Origin of the sequence: Dactylosporangium sp. CA-139114 (genome assembly GCF_050955725.1) — a bacterium.
Lineage (GTDB): Bacteria > Actinomycetota > Actinomycetes > Mycobacteriales > Micromonosporaceae > Dactylosporangium.
On record NZ_CP192080.1, the window covers coordinates 4,707,787 to 4,724,964 of the forward strand.

The following is a 17,178-nucleotide window of genomic DNA, read 5'->3' on the forward strand; positions in this document are numbered from 1 at the left end:
GCGGGAAGAACAGCGCCCCGTCGGCCGATCCCCGCCCCAGCCGAACGGCCGACGCGAAACACGACCGCAACAAGTGGAAACTCGCAGGTCACCTGCGGTGCGAGGGTCGGCCGGAACGCGTGAGATCCGCGTTGCCGGATGCATTGACGTGCCCTCAGCCACGGCTCTATCGTGAACCACCAGTTCACTGAGTGATCCGATCCAACGGTTCACTGAGTGAAACACTATCGCCGGACGACGGCTCCCGAGAGGTTTCGGAGAGTGCCTGCACATGACCGCGACAAAGATCGTTCCGCCGCCGACGTCGGCCGAGACGGGGCGCGCCCAGCGCGGGCGGCAGCAGCTGGCGCAGGGCCGGTCCCTTCGCGGACCTGACGTGAGGAAACACGTCATCAACACCGTCGGCTCGATCGGCGTCGTCGCGCTGCTCGCCGGGCTCTGGGAGGGGTACAAGGCGCTGGGCCAGGCGGCCGGCGACGTCGTCCCCGGAACTACGATCGGCTTCCCGGTGGCCACCGACGACCTGTCGATGCCGCACCTCTCGACGATCCTGCACTCGCTGATCGAGCCGGCCCGGCGCGGCGACTCGACGTCCCTGGGCGCGTACCTGATCGGCGAGACCACGGTGACGCTGCGCGAGGCCCTCTACGGCCTCGTCGCCGGCTCCGTGCTCGGCCTGCTGCTCGCGATCGTGTTCCTCAACGTGGTCCCGATCAGCAAGGGCCTGATGCCGTGGCTGGTGGCGTCGCAGACGGTGCCGCTGGTGGCGATCGCCCCGATGATCGTGATCTGGGGCGGCAAGGCCGGCGCCCCGCCCTGGATCGCCGTGACCGGCATCGCCGCCTACCTGGCGTTCTTCCCGGTCACCATCAACACGCTGCGCGGCCTGAAGTCGCCGCAGAAGGTGCACCTGGAGCTCATGCACAGCGTCGGCGCCAAGCGCCGCCAGGTGCTGTGGTGGCTGCGCGTCCCGGCCTCGCTGCCGTTCGTGTTCGCCGGGCTCCGGCTGGCCGCGACGGCGAGCGTCGTGGGCGCGATCGTCGGCGAGCTGTCGGCCGGCACGGGTCGCGGCATCGGCCGGTCGATCCTCACCTTCGCCTACTACTACTCCAACGGCCCGGAGAAGCTCTACGCGGCCGTCCTCGTCTCCGCGGTCGCCGGCATCGTCTTCGTGCAGCTGCTGGGCCTGATCGAGCGATTCGCGCTCCGGCACCGCCATGCGTGAGCCGTTCAAGAAGAGCCAACAACGTATGGCTCGGACCGCGTCAGCGGCGGACCGTCGCTCCCGCCAGGAATCCCGGCGTCCGCGGTGGCAAGACCGCACCGAACCTTCGACATGTGCCTGGAGCAGCTGATGACTGAGCCCGCCATCATCTCCGTCCGCGGAGTCAACAAAGAGTTCAACAGTGGCGGCAAGCGCTCGGTGACCGCGCTGCAGAACATCGACCTGACGATCGAGCGCGGCGAGTTCGTGTCGCTGCTCGGCCCGAGCGGCTGCGGCAAGAGCACCCTGCTGCGCGTGCTGGCCGACCTCACCGAGCCGACCAGCGGCACCGTGACGCTCAACGGCAAGACGCCCCGCGCCGCCCGGACCGACCGCGACTACGGCATGGTCTTCCAGCAGGCCGGCCTGTTCGACTGGCGCAGCGTCCAGCGCAACGTGGAGCTGCCGCTGCAGGTCGCCGGGGCCGACAAGCAGGCCCGCCGGGCGAAGGCGCAGGAGATGCTGGAGCTCGTGCGGCTCTCCGAGTTCGCCAAGCACTTCCCGTGGCAGCTCTCCGGCGGCATGCAGCAGCGGGTGGCGATCGCCCGCGCGCTCTCCGCCGACCCGGCGATCCTGTTCATGGACGAGCCGCTCGGCGCGCTGGACGAGATGAACCGCGAGCGGCTGCAGGGCGAGCTGCTGCGGATCTGGGCCGACACCCGCACCACGGTCGTGTTCGTCACGCACAGCATCTCCGAGGCGGTCTTCCTGTCCTCGCGGATCGTCGTCATGTCGGCGCGCCCGGGCCGGATCGCCGCGAGCATCGACGTGGACCTGCCGTACCCGAGGACCTCGGCCACCCGTACCACCGAAGCGTTCTTCGCCAAGGTGACCGAGGCCCGCACGGCCCTGCACAGCGAGCTCGCCGAGCAGGCCGCCTGATGGCCGTCACCCAGGCCGTGCCGCCGTCCCGGGTGCGGGCCCAGCTCGGCCGCGTCCTGCCGGTCGTCGTCACCGCCGTGGTGATCCTCGGCGTGTGGCAGCTCGCCGTCATCGTGTTCGACGTCCCGTCGTTCATCCTCCCGACGCCGACCGCGATCCTGTCCGCGTTCGCCGGCCAGTTCCCCACGATCATGTCGGCCTCCCGGATCACCGTCGAGGCGGTCCTGCTCGGCCTGCTCATGGGCGTGGTCTGGGGCGTCGTGGTGGCGCTGGTGCTGAGCCGGTTCCCGAGCATGTCCGGCCCCGTGCTCACGGTCGCCGTCATCATCAACTGCGCCCCGATCGTGGCCCTGGCCCCGATCTTCAACAACTGGTTCGGCGTCACCAGCCTGGTCTCCAAGGCCGGCGTCGCCGCCGTGATGGTGTTCTTCCCCGTTCTGGTCAACACGACCCGGGGTCTGCTGCAGGTCTCACCCTTGCACCTGGAGCTCATGCAGTCGCTGGCGGCCAAGCCCCGACACGTGGCGCTGATGCTGCGGCTGCCCAACGCGCTGCCCTTCCTGTTCAACGCGCTGAAGCTCGGCTCCACCCTCGCCGTCATCGGCGTGATCGTGACCGAGTACTTCGGCGGCCCGAGCAACGCACTCGGCGTCTACATCGCCTCGCAGGCGTCGCTGCCCCGGTTCGACTACGCCTGGGCCGGAATCCTCGTGGCGAGCGTGCTCGGCCTGGCCATGTTCGGCGTCGTGTCGCTGCTGGAGCGCCTGCTCATGCCCTGGCACTCCTCGCTGCACGACGAGAACCCGTAGGCGTCGCACCCCCCATCAAAGCCCCCGACCTCTTCTCTGCTTTGGAGTCACCATGTTCCTTCGTAGACGGCCGGGCCGGTTAGCCGCCGGTCTGAGCGCCCTCACCGCCACCGCGCTGCTCGCGACCGGCTGCGGCGGCATGTCCGACAGCGGCACGCAGGCCGCGTCCGACGCCGGCAAGGACTGCAAGTCGAAGACCAAGGTCCGCGTCGTGCTCCAATGGGTCGCCCAGGCCCAGTTCGCCGGCTACTACGCGGCGAAGGACAGGGGCTTCTACGACGCGGCGTGCCTGGACGTGACCATCCAGGAGGGCGGCGTCAACATCGTCCCCCAGCAGGTCCTCTCGTCCGGCAACGCCGAGTTCGCGGTCAGCCACGTCACCAAGACGATGGCGACCCGTGAGCAGGGCGCCGACCTGGTCAACATCGGCCAGGTCTTCCAGCGCGGCGCGTACCTGCAGGTCGCCTGGGCCGACTCGGGCATCAAGACCCTCGCCGACCTCAAGGGCAAGAAGACCGGCAGCTGGGGCTACGGCAACGAGCTGGTGCAGTACGCGGCGATGCGCGGCGCGGGCGTCGAGCCGACCAAGGACACCCAGATCATCCAGCAGCCGTTCGACATGTCGCTGCTGCTCAAGCGCGAGGTCGACAGCGCGCAGGCGAAGACGTACAACGAGTACGCCCAGCTGCTGGAGACCAAGAACCCGAAGACCGGCAAGCTGTACCAGCCGTCGGACTTCACCGCGATCAGCCTGCAGGACGCCGGCTACACCAGCCTCGAGGACGGCATCTACGCCCGCGGGGACTGGCTCAAGGACCAGGCCAACCAGGACACCGCGGTAAAGTTCCTCAAGGCCTCGTACCAGGGCTGGGCCGCCTGCCGCGACGACCTCAAGGGCTGCGTCGACATCGTGCTCAACCACGGCAGCGCGCTGGGCACCGGTCACCAGACCTGGATGCTCACCGAGGTCAACAAGCTGATCTGGCCGTCGCCGAACGGCATCGGGGCGATGGACCAGAAGGCGTGGGACTCCACCATCGACATCGCGCTCAAGGGTGGCGTGCTCAAGAGCAAGCCGGACGGCAGCGCGTTCCGCACCGACCTGTCCGACAAGGCCCGCGAGGAGCTCAAGGCGGCGGGCGTGGACGTCGTGGGCAGCTCCTACAAGCCCGAGACGCCGACGATCACGGAAGGCGGCAAGTAGCCGCCCGGGGTGCCGGCGGGGCACGACCTCGTCCGGCACCCCGGTGGCCCGCCGCGCCTGCCAGGATGGCATCGAAAGCATTGCCGCTGACGATGGCAAGCGGATAACGGGAGGAACTCGATGGCATCTGGTGAAGCCGGGCTGGTCCGGCGCACCATCTGGCTGCTGCGCGCGGTGGCCGCCCACCCCGAGGGCGTCGGCCTCAGCGAGGTCGCGCGGGAGGCGGGCATTCCGAAGGCGACCTGCTACCGGGTGCTGACCGTGCTCGAGCGGGAGAGCTGGCTGACCCTCGACCCGGTGACGCGGCGGTACCGCGTGTCCCTCGGCCTGCTGTCCATCGTGGGCGGCCTGCTCGACGGCGGCGGCGCCTACGGCCACATGCGCGACGTCCTGCGCGGCCTGGCGGGGGAGACCCGGGAGACGGCGGGCTTCGACGTCCTGCTCGCCCCCAAGGTGATGGTCGTGGCCCAGGTGCCGGGGCCCTCGCTCATCGGCCAGACCCTCAAGCCCGTGCCGCGGACCCAGCCCGTGTGGGCCACGTCCACCGGCAAGGTGCTGCTGGCCGCGCTCGACCCGGCCGAGGTCCGCGCCGACTTCGCCGAGGAGTTCGCCAGCCATGCCCCGCCGGAGGTCGGCGACCTGGACACGTTCATGGGCTCGCTGGCCGCGGTCCGCGCCCGCGGGTTCGCGTTCGCCTACGACGAGCTCGAGGTCGGCGCGGCCTCCGTGGCCGCGCCGGTGCAGATCCGGGGCACCACGCCGTACGCGGTCTGGATCGGCGGCCCCACCTACCGGCTCACCCGCGACCGCATCGACGAGGTGGCGGAGTCGGTCATGAAGGCCGCCCGGCAACTCAGCGAGCTGCTCAGCAATACCGACATCGAGCTGCCCAGTGGGCTAGGCCGGCTGTAGCGCCGGCGACGGACCGGACCGGCGACGACCGGCCGGTGGAGGAGGAAGCAATGGCCGCATTTGACGAGGCGCTGGCCGCGGCGACGGCGGTGGCCGACCGGGTGCCGAAGGGCCTCTACATCGACGGCGAGTGGCGGGCGGCCCAGGGCGGCAAGGCTCTGGCGGTCGAGGACCCGGCGACCGGCTCGACGATCGCGGAGGTCGCCGACGCATCCGTCGCCGACGCGCTCGACGCCCTGGCCGCCGCCGACCGGGCCCAGCACGCCTGGGCGGCCACGGCACCGCGCGAGCGCGGCGAGGTGCTGCGCCGGGCGTTCGAGCTGATGGTCGCCCGCCGCGACGACCTGGCCGGGCTGATGACCCTGGAGATGGGCAAGGCCTTCGCCGAGTCGCAGGCCGAGGTCAGCTACGCGGCGGAGTTCTTCCGCTGGTTCGCCGAGGAGGCCGTCCGCATCGACGGCGGCTATTTGCCGGCCCCGGCCGGCGGCTCCCGGGTGCTGCTCATGCGCCAGCCGGTCGGCCCGTGCCTGCTCATCACCCCGTGGAACTTCCCGATGGCGATGGGCACCCGCAAGATCGGCCCCGCGCTCGCGGCCGGCTGCACGGTCGTGGTGAAGCCGGCCAAGCAGACCCCGCTGTCGATGCTGGCCCTGGTGGCGATCCTCGAGGAGGCCGGCGTCCCCCGGGGCGTGGTCAACGTGTTCACCACGGCCCGCTCGGGCGAGGCCAGCTCGGCGCTGCTGGACGACCCGCGGCTGCGCAAGGTGTCGTTCACCGGCTCGACCGAGGTGGGCCGGACCCTGCTGGGCCAGGCCGCCCAGCGGGTGCTGCGCACGTCCATGGAGCTCGGTGGCAACGCGCCGTTCCTGGTCTTCGACGACGCCGATCTCGATCTCGCCATCGAGGGGGCCGTCCAGGCCAAGATGCGCAACGTCGGCGAGGCCTGTACCGCCGCCAACCGCTTCTACGTCCAGCGCCGCGTCGCGGAGCGGTTCGTCAGCGGCCTGGCCGAGCGCCTGGGCCGCCTGCGCGTCGGCCACGGGCTCGACCCCGCGACCGAGGTGGGCCCGCTCATCGACGGCAACGCCGTGCAGTCGGTCGGCGAGCTGGTCGCCGACGCGACCGCGGCCGGCGCCCGGGTCGTGACCGGGGGAGCCGCCGTCGACGGCGACGGCTACTTCTTCGCCCCGACGGTCCTGGCCGACGTGCCCGGCGACGCCCGGACGGTCCGCGAGGAGATCTTCGGCCCGGTGGCCCCGATCGTGCTCTTCGACGCCGAGGACGAGGCGGTCGGCCTGGCCAACGCCTCGGAGTACGGCCTCGCCTCCTACGTCTTCACCGAGAACCTGGCCCGCGGCCTTCGCGTCAGCGAACGCCTCGAGAGCGGCATGGTCGGGCTCAACCAGGGCGTCATCTCCAACCCGGCGGCCCCGTTCGGCGGGGTGAAACAGTCCGGCCTCGGCCGCGAGGGTGGCCGGGTCGGCATCGACGAGTACCTGAACATCAAGTACACGGCCGTCCGGGCGAACTGGTGACCGGCTTCGTCCTGGCCGGCGTCCAGTGGGAACCCGTGCTCGGTGACGTCGAGGGCAACCTCGCGGCCTCGTCGGCCTGGATCCGGCGGGCCGCGGCCGAGGGGGCCCGGCTCGTCGTGCTGCCCGAGGCGTCCTCGGCCGGCTACGTGTTCGCGGACCGGGCGGAGGCGGCGCAGTACGCGGAGCCGATACCCGGCGGCCCGACGAGCACCGGCTGGGCCGCGCTCGCGGCGCAGCTGGGGATCTGGATCGTCGGCGGCCTGACCGAGCTCGACGGGGACCGGGTCTACAACTCGGCGGTGGTGCTCGGGCCGGACGGCCACCTGGGCACGTACCGCAAGGCCCACCTGTGGAACGCCGAGCAACGCATCTACGACCCGAACACGGCCGGCTTCCCGGTGTTCGACACCCCGCTGGGGCGCATCGGCGTCGGCATCTGTTACGACGCCTGGTTCCCCGAGACGTTCCGCAGCGTGGCCGTCCAGGGCGCGGATCTGCTCGTGCTGCCGTCGAACTGGGTGCCCGTGCCCGGCCAGCCCGACACCGGGCCGGCGATGGCGCACCTGATGTGCATGACGGGCGCGCACAGCAACCAGTTCTTCGTCGCCGGCGTCAGCCGGATCGGCGTCGAGCGCGGGCAGGAGTTCGTCGGGCGCTCCGTGCTCGTGGGCCCCGACGGCTGGCCGCTGGCCGGGCCCGCGAGCCGCGACCGCGAAGAGCTGGTGCTGGCCGAGGTCGACCTCATCGGCACCCGCCGTGCGCGCCGGGAGAACCCGTTCAACCAGCCCCTGGCCGACCGGCGGACCGACCTCTACTCGAGCTGAGCTTCGAGTCCTCACGACTCTTGACAGCCCCCCGCAGTGTCTACAGTATTTGAACCGACGGTTCGTTGAATGAACCACAGAGGAGTGATCGTGATCAGGGTCCGGAAGATCGTTCGCCACCTCGAGGAGACCTGGCTCGAGAACGGTCAGGACGTGCAGCCCCGCCACCGCGTCGCGTTCGTCGGGGTCGTCATCGAGAACCCGTACCCCAGCGAGTACGTACAGGATCTGGTGACCCTCGCCGACGAGCTGGGCGAGGAGATCGGCAGCCTCATCGGGCCGGCCTGCGTCGAGCTGCTGGGCGACGAGGTCGAGGCCTTCGGCAAGGCGGCGCTCGTCGGCATCGACGGGGAGCTCGAGCACGGCTCGGCGCTCATTCACAACCTGCGGTTCGGCAACATGTTCCGCAACGCGGCCGGCGGCACCGAGCTGCTCCCGGCGGCCGAGAAGGTCGGGCTCACCGGCAGCCCGATCGACATCCCGCTCAAGCACAAGCTCGACGCGAAGACCCGCTCGCACCACCAGACGGTGACGCTGCAGGTCGCCGACGTCCCGCGGCCCCGCGAGATCTTCGTGATCGTCGCCGCGGCCAACGCCGGCCGCCCGCTCGCCCGCCTCGCCACCTTCGGCGCCGAGGTCAAGGCCGGCGCATGACCATCACCGAGCATCAGATCGACACCGGCGCCTGGACCGCCGAGCGGGTGAAGGCGGTCGACAAGGAGTACGTCATCCACTCCTGGTCGGTGCAGGGCTCGCTCGACCCGATCCCCGTCGCCGGCGGCTCGGGCTCGTGGTTCTGGGACTACGACGGCCGCAAGTACCTGGACTTCCAGTCGCAGCTGGTCAACCTGAACCTGGGCCACCAGCACCCCCGCCTCGTCGAGGCGATCCGCGCCCAGGCCGAGGAGCTGTGCTACATCGGCCCCGGCTTCGCGGAGCGCTCGCGGGCCGAGCTCGCCGAGATGATCGCGAACCTGACCCCCGGCGACCTGAAGATGAGCTTCTTCACCACCGGCGGCGCGGCGGCCAACGAGAACGCGGTGCGGCTCGCCCGCCACGTGACCGGCCGGCACAAGATCGTCGCGCGGTACCGCTCGTACCACGGCGCCACCGCCGGTGCGATGTCGCTCACCGGTGACCCGCGCCGGTGGGCCGCGGAGCCGGGCATCAGCGGCGTGGTGCGGATGCTCGACCCGTACACGTACCGCTGCCCGGCCGGACACCCCGACCCGTGCCCGGTCTGCTCGGGCGGGCCGCACCTCGAGGAGATCCTGCAGTACGAGAACCCCGAGACCGTCGCCGCCGTCATCGTCGAGCCGGTCACCGGGACCAACGGCCTGATCTACCCGCCGGACGGATACCTGCGCTCGCTGCGCGAGGTCTGCGACCGGTACGGCATCATCCTGATCTTCGACGAGGTGATGGCCGGCTTCGGCCGCACCGGCGAGTGGTTCGCCTGCAACCACTGGAACGTCACGCCCGACATCCTCATCACCGCCAAGGGCCTGAACTCGGGCTACGTCCCGCTCGGCGCGATGACGGTGAACGAGCGGATCTCCGAGTGGCTGCGGACGAACATGTTCTGGGGCGGCATGACCTACGCCGGTCACCCCCTCGCGTGCGCGTCCGGCGTGGCCTCGCTGCGGATCATGCAGGACGAGGGCATCGTCGACAACTCGCGGGCGATGGGCGAGCGCCTCGGCGCCGGCCTGGCCCAGCTGGCCGGGCGGCACCCGAGCATCGGCGACATCCGCGGCCGCGGCCTCTTCCACGGCGTCGAGCTGGTGAAGAACCGCGCGACCAAGGAGCCGCTCGTCCCGTTCAACGCCAAGGGACCCGCGGCCGCCCCGGTGGGCAGGCTGCTCAAGGCGGCGATGGAGCGGGGCGTGTACCTCACCGCCAACTTCAACGTCCTGCGCCTCACCCCGCCGCTGGTCATCAACGCCGCCGAGATCGACCTGGCGCTCGGCGTGCTCGACGAGGTCCTCGCCCTCGCCGACGAGCACTACCAGGGCTGACTGGAGAGATTGCCATGGGATCGACACTGATTCGCGGCGGTACGGTCGTCAACGCCGACGCGGCCATCCGCGCCGACGTGCTCGTGCGCGACGGCCGGATCGTCGCGCTCGGTATCGGTTCGGACTGGACCGCCGACACGGTGATCGACGCGACCGGCATGCTCGTCATCCCGGGCGGGATCGACGCGCACACGCACCTGGAGTACCCGATCGACGGGTTCACCACCAGGACGGCCGACGACTTCTACACCGGGACCGTCGCCGCCGCGCACGGCGGCACCACGACGATCCTGGACTTCGTCAAGAAGGAGCCGGACCGGTCGCTCTACGACACGTACCTGCGCCGCCGCGACGCGGCCCTGGAGCGCTCGGTCGTCGACTTCGGCCTGCACGCCATCGTCCCGCCCCGCGTCCAGCAGCCCGACGTGCTCGACGACCTGCGCCGGCTCGCCGGCGAGGGGGCGGCCAGCTGGAAGTTCTTCATGGCCTACCCGGGCACCCAGATGGTCGACGACGGCGAGCTGCTGGAGGGCTTCGACCTCGCCCGCGAGCTCGGCGTGCTGCCGATGGTGCACGCCGAGAACGGGCACATGGTGGCCCGCGAGACCCAGCTGCTCATCGAGCGCGGCGACACGGCCGAGCACTTCCACGCGACCGCCCACGGCCACGACTCCGAGGCCGAGGCCGTGCACCGCGCGATCGTGCTCGCCGAGTCCGTCGGGGCGCCGCTGTACGTCGTGCACGTCTCCAGCGCCGCCGCGGCCGACGAGATCAGCCGGGCCCGGGCCGACGGCCGCCGGGTGTGGGCGGAGACCTGCCCGCAGTACCTGCAGGTCGCCTACGAGGACTACGCGGGCCTGGGCGAGAAGGCCGCCGCCTACCTGTGCTCCCCGCCGATCCGCGAGCGCAGCAACCAGGAAGGCCTGTGGAAGGCGCTCGTCACCGGCGCGGTGGCGACGGTCGCGACCGACCACGCGGGCTTCTGCCTGCACCAGCCCGACGACCTGCCCCCGCAGAAGCTGCGCAGCCCCGGGTACTTCCCGAAGGTGCCCAACGGGGTGCCCGGCATCGAGGACCGGCTCATGGTGCTCTGGGAGGGCGGCGTGGCGAGCGGCCGCTTCGACGCCTGCCGCTTCGTCGACCTGGTCTCGACCCGGCCGGCCAAGCTCTTCGGCCTGTTCCCCCGCAAGGGGATCGTCGCCGTCGGCGCCGACGCCGACCTGGTCGTGTGGGACCCGAAGGCCGACCACGTCATCACGACCGAGGGCACCCACATGCGCACCGACTACAACCTCTACGACGGGATGCGGGTGACCGGCAAGCCGGTCCACGTCCTCTCCCGCGGCGACCACCTCGTCGACGCGTCGGGCTCGTTCTCCGGCAGTGCGGGCCGGGGCCAGTTCGCCGACCGCGGCGCGCCGAACCTCTTCTGAACGGAGCCTCACCACGATGAAAATCCCTCTTGGCATCCACGTCGGCGAGCGGCTCAGCCTCGAGCAGACCTACTGGCAGGCCGAGTTCGCCGACCAGAACGGCTTCGAGTCGGTCTGGGTCGCCGAGGGGCGCCTCGCCCGCGACGGCATCGTGCCGGCCGCGATCATCGCGAGCCGGACCCGCAACGTGAAGATCGGCACCGGCGTCGTCAACAACAAGAGCCGCAACGCCGCGCTCATGGCGGTCACCTTCAAGACCCTCGACGAGGTCGCGCCCGGCCGCGCGATCCTGGGCATCGGCGCCTGGTGGGAGCCGCTGGCCACCAAGGTCGGACAGCCCCTCGTCAAGCCGCTCGCGTCGATGCGGGAGTACATCACCGTCCTGCAGTCGTTCTTCCGCAACGAGCTCGTCGACTTCGAGGGCGACTTCGTGCAGATGCGCGGCGTGCGGTTCGACAGCATGTACCGCGAGAACAAGCCCGTCGACATCCCCATCTACATCGGCGCCGTCGGCCCGAAGATGCTCGAGCTCGCCGGTGAGATCAGCGACGGCGTGCACATGGACTTCCTGCTGCCGCCGTCGTACCTCGGCGGCGCGAACGCCGCCATCGAGCGCGGCCTGGCCAAGCGCACCGACGGCAAGACGTCGATCGACCTCACCCAGATCGTCTCGTGCAGCATCAACGACGACGACCCGCAGGAGGCCATCGACGCCTGCAAGGCCTTCCTGACGCTGTACCTGTGCCAGCAGCCCCACATCGCCGAGCACTGCGGCGTCGAGCGCGAGCTGGTCGACCGGCTGCAGGAGATCGCCGGCTGGCCCGCGACCCCCGAGGACATCAAGCGCGCGATGCAGCTCGTCCCCAACAGCCTGGTCCAGAACGTGACCGCCTGTGGCTCGACGGACGACGTGTTCGAGAAGCTGATGTCGTACCACGAGGCCGGCGTCCGCAGCCCGATCATCTCGACGCTGGGCGACAAGGAGCAGACCCTCACCCGGCTCGCGCAGGCGGCCAAGGCATGAGCCTCACCACGATCGCCGTCATCGGCGGGACCGGTCCCCAGGGCCGCGGCCTGGCCTACCGCCTGGCGCGCGCCGGACACACCGTCGTGCTCGGCTCCCGGGACGCTGCGCGTGCTTCGTCGGCCGCGGTGGAGCTGGGGCACGAGCTGGAGATCGGCTCCGTGGAGTCGCGCCGGGTGGCCGGGGCCGTCACCGGCGCGTCCAACCTCGACGCGGCCGCCTCCGCCCCCGTCGTGCTGCTCGCCGTGCCCTACGACGGGCACACCGAGCTGGTGTCGTCGCTGGCCGCAGCCCTGGCCGGGAAGATCGTCATCAGCTGCGTCAACCCGCTGGGCTTCGACAAGCAGGGCCCGTTCGGCCTCGACGTCCCCGCGGGCAGCGCCGCCGAGGAGGCCGCCTCCCTGGCCGGCGGCGCCACGGTGGTGGGCGCGTTCCACCACCTCTCGGCCCCGCTGCTGCTCGACCCGGACGCGGACCTGAGCCACGAGGACGTCCTGGTGTGCGGCGACGACCGCGAGGCCAAGGAGCTCGTGATGGGCCTGGCCGCCGACGTGACCGGCGGCCGGGGCGTCGACGCGGGCCGGCTGCGGCTGGCCCGTCAGCTGGAGCCGCTGACCGCCGTGCTCATCTCGGTGAACAAGCGGTACAAGACCCGGTCCGGGGTGTCCATCACCGGCCTGACCCAGGCCGCCCACGAGAGGGTCCCCGCGTGAAACTCGCCGCGCTGCAACTGCAGGCCTCCCACGACCGCAAGGAGACGATCGGCCGCGCCGCCGGCCTGATCGACGACGCCGCCGGCCAGGGCGCCCGGATCCTGCTGCTGCCGGAGCTCTTCGCGGTGCCGTTCGTCCAGCCGGAGCCGGACCTCGACTACTTCGAGCTGGCCGAGCGCATCGACGGGCCCTCGAACGAGATGGCCGCCGAGCGCTCGCGGCGGCACGACATGACCATCGTCTCGTCGATCTTCGAGGCCGCCGACGTGCCGGGCGTGTACTACAACACGGCCTGCACCTACGTGGCCGGCGAGCTCAAGTCGGTGTACCGCAAGTCGCACCTGCCCTTCTCCAACGGCTTCCCGGAGAAGTTCTATTTCCAGCCCGGCGGCTCGGAGCCCGAGGTCGTCGACACCGGCGAGACCGGCGTCGGCACCATCATCTGCTACGAGCGCCACTTCCCGGAGCTCAGCCGGATCGTGGCCCTGCGCGGCGGCTCGGTGCTGTGCGTGCCGGTCGCCTCGGCCAGCGCCCCCATGCGCGAGGTCTTCCTGCTGGAGCTGCGCGCGCACGCGGTCTTCAACGGCCTGTTCGTGATCTGCTCGAACCGGGTCGGCAAGGAGGGCGCCAAGGACTACTTCGGCCTCAGCGCCGTCTACGGCCCCGACGGCGACGTGCTGGCCCAGGCGGCGGACGGCGCCGACGGCCTGGCGGTCGCGGAGGTGGACCTGAGCCTGATCGACCGCACCCGGCGCAAGCGGCCCTTCCTGCGGGATCGGCGGCCCGAGCTGTACTCGCGCCTGACGAAGATGGGCCCGACGGCCTGACCCGAAGCCGGTGCGGCGCATGCGATGTCGTGCCTCATCGCATGCGCCGTGCCGTTCCACCGCCCTCGGGTCCGCGTTCGGGGGTGGCCGTGGCACCGGCGGCGGCACCGCGAGCCCCGGGATGTCAGCGTCGATCGATGGTCTGGGCGGCCGGTGCGCGGCGCGGGCCGGACGGCGCCACGGTGGCGCGGCCGAGGCGCAGCAGCAGGTACGGGTAGCCGACGCAGCCGATCATCACCTGGACCGCCTGTCGCGTGGCGACCACCTCGACGGCCGCGCTGAGGGGCAGGACGGAGACTCCGGCGGCGGTCGCGGTCAGCCAGCCGGCGGACAGCGCCTCGCCCGCGCGCAGCCAGTCCTCCGGCTCGTCGGTGTGGCCGTACAGCAGCGCGAACGTCGCCCCGCGGCCATCGGCGAGGCCCGCCGGCCCCGCGCCGGTTGAGCGGTCCGCCGGCCCGGACGCCACGGGCAGGCCACCGGAGGCGACCCGGGCAAGCTCGAGCACCTCGTCGGGGTAGAGCACGTGGAGCGAGGTCTCCTCGGCCCGCACCGCGGCGGTGACGGCCTTGAGCTGCCCGGCTGCGATCGGCGCGCCGGTGACCGGCGTCCGGTCGGTGCGGCGCAGGGGGATGCTGCCCATGAGCGGCGCATCCTCCGGCTCGGCCGGCGAGCGCTCCTCGAGCCGCAGCGACGCGAGCCGGTCCGGGTCGGCGGGGTCGGCCCGGCGGTTCGCGGTGAGCCGCCAGCCCGCCGCCGCCAGCGCGATCCGGGCATGGTGCAGGGCCGCCCCGCAGCTGATGATCGCCAGACGGCCGTCGACGTCGACGTCATGGTCGATGCGGGTGCGGTCGAGGTGCAGGGCCAGCGTGTTGCCGGTCAGCCGCCACCGCCACGGCTGGCTCTCGAGGATCGAGGGCGCGAACCCGGCCGCGTTGGCCGCGGCCAGCAGCGCATGGACCACGGCCTGGACGCCGATCGGGTGGATCGTCGCACCGGCCGACTGCACACTCGCCGCACCTGTCGAGGCGCGCCGACGATCGGGCCTGGGCTTGAACTGCACGACCGGCATTGGGCAGAGACCTCCGAACCTGCGCCGCGGAAGCGGCGGGTGAAGGCGAGAAGGAGTAGTCGCCCCGGCCACGTGCGGCCGCATGACGACGGGCCGCGGGCTCAGCCTACGCCTGTACGCGCGCGTACCCTGCGACGACCCGTGGCCGGAGGCCGGGCACGAGCTCGGCCGGCGGAGTCCGGCCCACTGAGCAACGCGAGGTACCGCTCGGCGAGGCGGAGCAGGTCCGGCGGCGGGTCCGGCTCACGGCAGATGACCAGCAGGCCGCGGGCGACGTCGTCGACCCGGTGGCTCGGCGCGGTCGACCGGCTCCGGTCCGCCGATGTACCGTGAAGGTGTGCCGCCCATCGGACGGATGTACCGGCGCTGTGACGGATCATCCACTGTAGACGGTGGACCGGTGCCGCGATCCGCCGAAGGGACCTGGGCCATGATCGTCGAGCCGCCAACGTGCTTGTTGTATCTGCTCACCGTCGGCCGGGAGAAGGAACTCGTGCTGCGTGTGCACGGGACCGACCTGTCGCTGGAGCAGCTCACGACGTGGATGGCCGAGGAGTCCGTGCACCCGCTGACGGTGTCGCGGTTCGGTGACGAGCAGACCTCGACGCTGCTGCTGAACTTCCGGCACGTGGTCGGCGCGCGGCTCGCGCCGTACAGCGATACGCGAACCGGCTCGTTCTGACCCGCTCGGCCGCGTGCTGCGGTGAGTAGCGTTGACCCGCCTCGATCGATACGCCGGGTCGGCGGCGGATCGTCGTCTCGAGGCCACCTCCGGCGTCCTCGTCGAGGCGCCGGCGGCGCACAAGCCGTCATCGCCACCGCCTTTCCCCATGCACAGGAGCTGCGCTCATCGGCGCGCTGGATGCCCGGCAGGCGCCGGTCAGGCTGCTGATGCTCAATCCCCAAGGCCGGCGTGGCCATCCCCGCCGGATCGACGTGGCCGACCGAAGCGTCCGGATCGCCCGGATGCCGATGCTCGACCGGCAGTGGCTCGGCGTGACCGTGGATCCGGTGACCCGCTGAGCGCGCGCTGCGCCGGGCCTGCATGACGCGGGCCCGGTGTGCGTGCGTTCAGTCGAGCCGGTTGAGGGCGTCGTGGGCGCGTCGACGGATGGTCGGGTTCCACAAGCACGTCGATGACGGTGCTGCGGTGCTGCTTTCCGCCGATGCGGGGTGACGCGTCGACCGGCATCTGCCGGGCGATACCGAAGGAGCGGTGCCGCACAATGTCCACGACATCTGCGAAGACCCCAGATCGTCGCACCGCGGCGGCGCGAACGGCGGTAAGCCCTCGGTCCGGTAGTGCTGCCCGAATGCGTCCATGACACCGTGCGGATTCGAATAGCGGTTGGGGGCGCCGTCCAGATGCCATGGAATGACGTTTCCGAAAAAGCGTTACGGGCCGTGGGCGGCTGAGGTCGCGCTTCACGGCTTTGGAAAGTTACATCCGAACGCGCCTGATTAACACTGGCGGACGTGGATGCCGACTTGAAGGCAATCCGCATTTCTGCGACCGTCGGCGACGCACTGTTAGCGCTAACAGCATCGTCTCCTGGAGGGCGCATGAAGCCTCTGCATCGACTGGTGACCGGGGTGGCGCTGACCGCCGTGCTCGCGGCGGCCGCCACGATCCTGTCGACCGGTCCCGTGGGCGCGGAGTCGAACGGGGGCGTGCGGGTCATGCCGCTCGGCGACTCGATCACCGAAGGCACGCAGGTGCCGGGCGGCTACCGGATCGGCCTGTGGCAGCGGGTGAACGCCGGCGGCTACCGAGTCGACTTCGTCGGCTCGCAGTTCAACGGTCCGGCCGCCCTCGGTGACCACGACCACGAGGGCCACCCGGGCTGGCGCATCGACCAGATCGACGCCAACATCGCCGGCTGGCTGCGCACCTCGAACCCGCACACCGTGCTGCTGCACATCGGCACCAACGACGTGCTGCAGAACTACAACGTCAGCGGCGCCCCCGGCCGGCTGTCGACGCTCATCGACCACATCACGGCCGGGGCGCCCACCGCCGAAGTGTTCGTCGCCACGATCATCCCGCTCGCCAACGCCGGCCAGGAAGCGGCCGCCCGGACGTTCAACGCCGCGATCCCCGGCATCGTGCAGAGCAAGGCCGGCGCCGGCAAGCACGTCCACCTGGTCGACATGCACGCCGCGCTGAGCGCCGCCGACCTCACCGACGGCATCCACCCCACCGCCGGCGGCTACGACAAGATGGCCGCCACCTGGTACACCGCGCTGCGCTCCGTGCCGGGCAGCATCGGCAGCACCGCGAGCCCGACCGCCTCGCCCTCCGCATCAGCATCAGCGTCCGCATCCGCGTCCGCGTCCGCGTCCGCGTCGAGCGGCGGCGGCAAGACGTGCACCGCGACATATGCGGTCACGGGGCAGTGGCAGGGCGGGTTCCAGGCCGCGGTCACGGTGACCGCCGGGTCGGCGCCGATCACGTCGTGGACGGTCACCTGGCAGTTCACGGGCGGCGAGTCGGTCTCGCAGGCGTGGAACGCGACGGTCACCGCGTCCGGCGCCGCGGTCACGGCCCGCAACGTCAGTTACAACGGCGTGCTCGGCGCCGCCGCGAGCACCCAGTTCGGCTTCCTCGGCACCGTCAGCGGCAGCCCCGGCGCGCCCGCCCTGCGCTGCACCGCCGCCTGAGCA

At 71.4% G+C, this 17,178-nt stretch carries 17 protein-coding genes; 16 read left to right on the forward strand and 1 reads right to left on the reverse strand.

Annotation, left to right across the window (positions count from 1 at the left end; genetic code table 11):
• Nucleotides 1–376: 376 nt before the first annotated feature.
• The 13 genes from ACQP2P_RS21355 (at nt 377) to ACQP2P_RS21415 (ending at nt 13,445) form a co-directional block, all read left to right on the forward strand.
• Complete coding sequence (locus tag ACQP2P_RS21355) at nt 377–1,225, forward strand: ABC transporter permease (protein ID WP_433618511.1); 849 nt, start codon at nt 377–379, stop codon at nt 1,223–1,225.
• Between the two features lie 129 nt (nt 1,226–1,354).
• A complete protein-coding gene (locus ACQP2P_RS21360; protein ID WP_433074491.1) occupies nt 1,355–2,146 on the forward strand; it encodes an ABC transporter ATP-binding protein in 792 nt (263 codons plus the stop codon).
• A complete protein-coding gene (locus ACQP2P_RS21365; RefSeq protein WP_433618512.1) occupies nt 2,146–2,955 on the forward strand; it encodes an ABC transporter permease in 810 nt (269 codons plus the stop codon). The genes ACQP2P_RS21360 and ACQP2P_RS21365 overlap by 1 nt, the downstream gene beginning before the upstream one ends.
• Before the next feature lie 52 nt (nt 2,956–3,007).
• The gene (locus ACQP2P_RS21370; RefSeq protein ID WP_433618513.1) at nt 3,008–4,159 is read left to right on the forward strand and encodes an ABC transporter substrate-binding protein; all 1,152 of its coding nucleotides are present in this window, start codon (nt 3,008–3,010) and stop codon (nt 4,157–4,159) included.
• 120 nt (nt 4,160–4,279) lie between these two features.
• Nucleotides 4,280–5,071 carry an IclR family transcriptional regulator gene (locus ACQP2P_RS21375; protein WP_433618514.1) on the forward strand — a complete coding sequence of 264 codons (792 nt, stop codon included), beginning with the start codon at nt 4,280–4,282 and terminating at the stop codon, nt 5,069–5,071.
• Nucleotides 5,072–5,121: 50 nt separating this feature from the next.
• Nucleotides 5,122–6,606 carry an NAD-dependent succinate-semialdehyde dehydrogenase gene (locus ACQP2P_RS21380; protein ID WP_433618516.1) on the forward strand — a complete coding sequence of 495 codons (1,485 nt, stop codon included), beginning with the start codon at nt 5,122–5,124 and terminating at the stop codon, nt 6,604–6,606.
• Entirely contained in the window at nt 6,603–7,430 is an 828-nt protein-coding gene (locus ACQP2P_RS21385) for a nitrilase family protein (protein ID WP_433618517.1), read from the forward strand. Before ACQP2P_RS21380 ends, ACQP2P_RS21385 begins: the two co-directional genes overlap by 4 nt.
• Nucleotides 7,431–7,520: 90 nt before the next feature.
• Nucleotides 7,521–8,084 (forward strand): amino acid synthesis family protein, encoded by a 564-nt coding sequence (locus ACQP2P_RS21390; protein WP_433618519.1) that lies wholly within the window; start codon nt 7,521–7,523, stop codon nt 8,082–8,084.
• Nucleotides 8,081–9,448, forward strand: a complete 1,368-nt coding sequence (locus ACQP2P_RS21395) for an aminotransferase class III-fold pyridoxal phosphate-dependent enzyme (protein WP_433618521.1) — start codon at nt 8,081–8,083, stop codon at nt 9,446–9,448. The genes ACQP2P_RS21390 and ACQP2P_RS21395 overlap by 4 nt, the downstream gene beginning before the upstream one ends.
• A gap of 14 nt (nt 9,449–9,462) precedes the next feature.
• Nucleotides 9,463–10,881 (forward strand): dihydropyrimidinase, encoded by a 1,419-nt coding sequence (gene hydA, locus ACQP2P_RS21400; protein ID WP_433618523.1) that lies wholly within the window; start codon nt 9,463–9,465, stop codon nt 10,879–10,881.
• A gap of 16 nt (nt 10,882–10,897) precedes the next feature.
• On the forward strand, nt 10,898–11,905 hold the full coding sequence (locus ACQP2P_RS21405; protein ID WP_433618525.1) for an LLM class flavin-dependent oxidoreductase: 1,008 nt from the start codon (nt 10,898–10,900) through the stop codon (nt 11,903–11,905).
• Entirely contained in the window at nt 11,902–12,618 is a 717-nt protein-coding gene (gene npdG / locus ACQP2P_RS21410; RefSeq protein WP_433618527.1) for an NADPH-dependent F420 reductase, read from the forward strand. Before ACQP2P_RS21405 ends, npdG begins: the two co-directional genes overlap by 4 nt.
• A complete protein-coding gene (locus tag ACQP2P_RS21415; RefSeq protein WP_433618528.1) occupies nt 12,615–13,445 on the forward strand; it encodes a carbon-nitrogen hydrolase family protein in 831 nt (276 codons plus the stop codon). The genes npdG and ACQP2P_RS21415 overlap by 4 nt, the downstream gene beginning before the upstream one ends.
• A gap of 124 nt (nt 13,446–13,569) precedes the next feature.
• Here the strand turns inward: ACQP2P_RS21415 and ACQP2P_RS21420 are convergent, their stop codons facing one another.
• A complete protein-coding gene (locus ACQP2P_RS21420; RefSeq protein ID WP_433618530.1) occupies nt 13,570–14,451 on the reverse strand; it encodes a nitroreductase in 882 nt (293 codons plus the stop codon).
• A 463-nt stretch (nt 14,452–14,914) separates the two neighbouring features.
• On the opposite strand from ACQP2P_RS21420, the gene ACQP2P_RS21425 reads away from it, so the two are divergent.
• The 3 genes from ACQP2P_RS21425 (at nt 14,915) to ACQP2P_RS21435 (ending at nt 17,175) form a co-directional block, all read left to right on the forward strand.
• On the forward strand, nt 14,915–15,196 hold the full coding sequence (locus ACQP2P_RS21425) for a hypothetical protein (protein WP_433618532.1): 282 nt from the start codon (nt 14,915–14,917) through the stop codon (nt 15,194–15,196).
• A gap of 209 nt (nt 15,197–15,405) precedes the next feature.
• Nucleotides 15,406–15,537 carry a hypothetical protein gene (locus ACQP2P_RS21430; protein WP_433618534.1) on the forward strand — a complete coding sequence of 44 codons (132 nt, stop codon included), beginning with the start codon at nt 15,406–15,408 and terminating at the stop codon, nt 15,535–15,537.
• Nucleotides 15,538–16,077: 540 nt separating this feature from the next.
• Nucleotides 16,078–17,175: a cellulose binding domain-containing protein gene (locus ACQP2P_RS21435; protein WP_433618536.1), complete on the forward strand. Its 1,098-nt coding sequence runs from the start codon at nt 16,078–16,080 to the stop codon at nt 17,173–17,175.
• Nucleotides 17,176–17,178 lie beyond the last annotated feature (3 nt).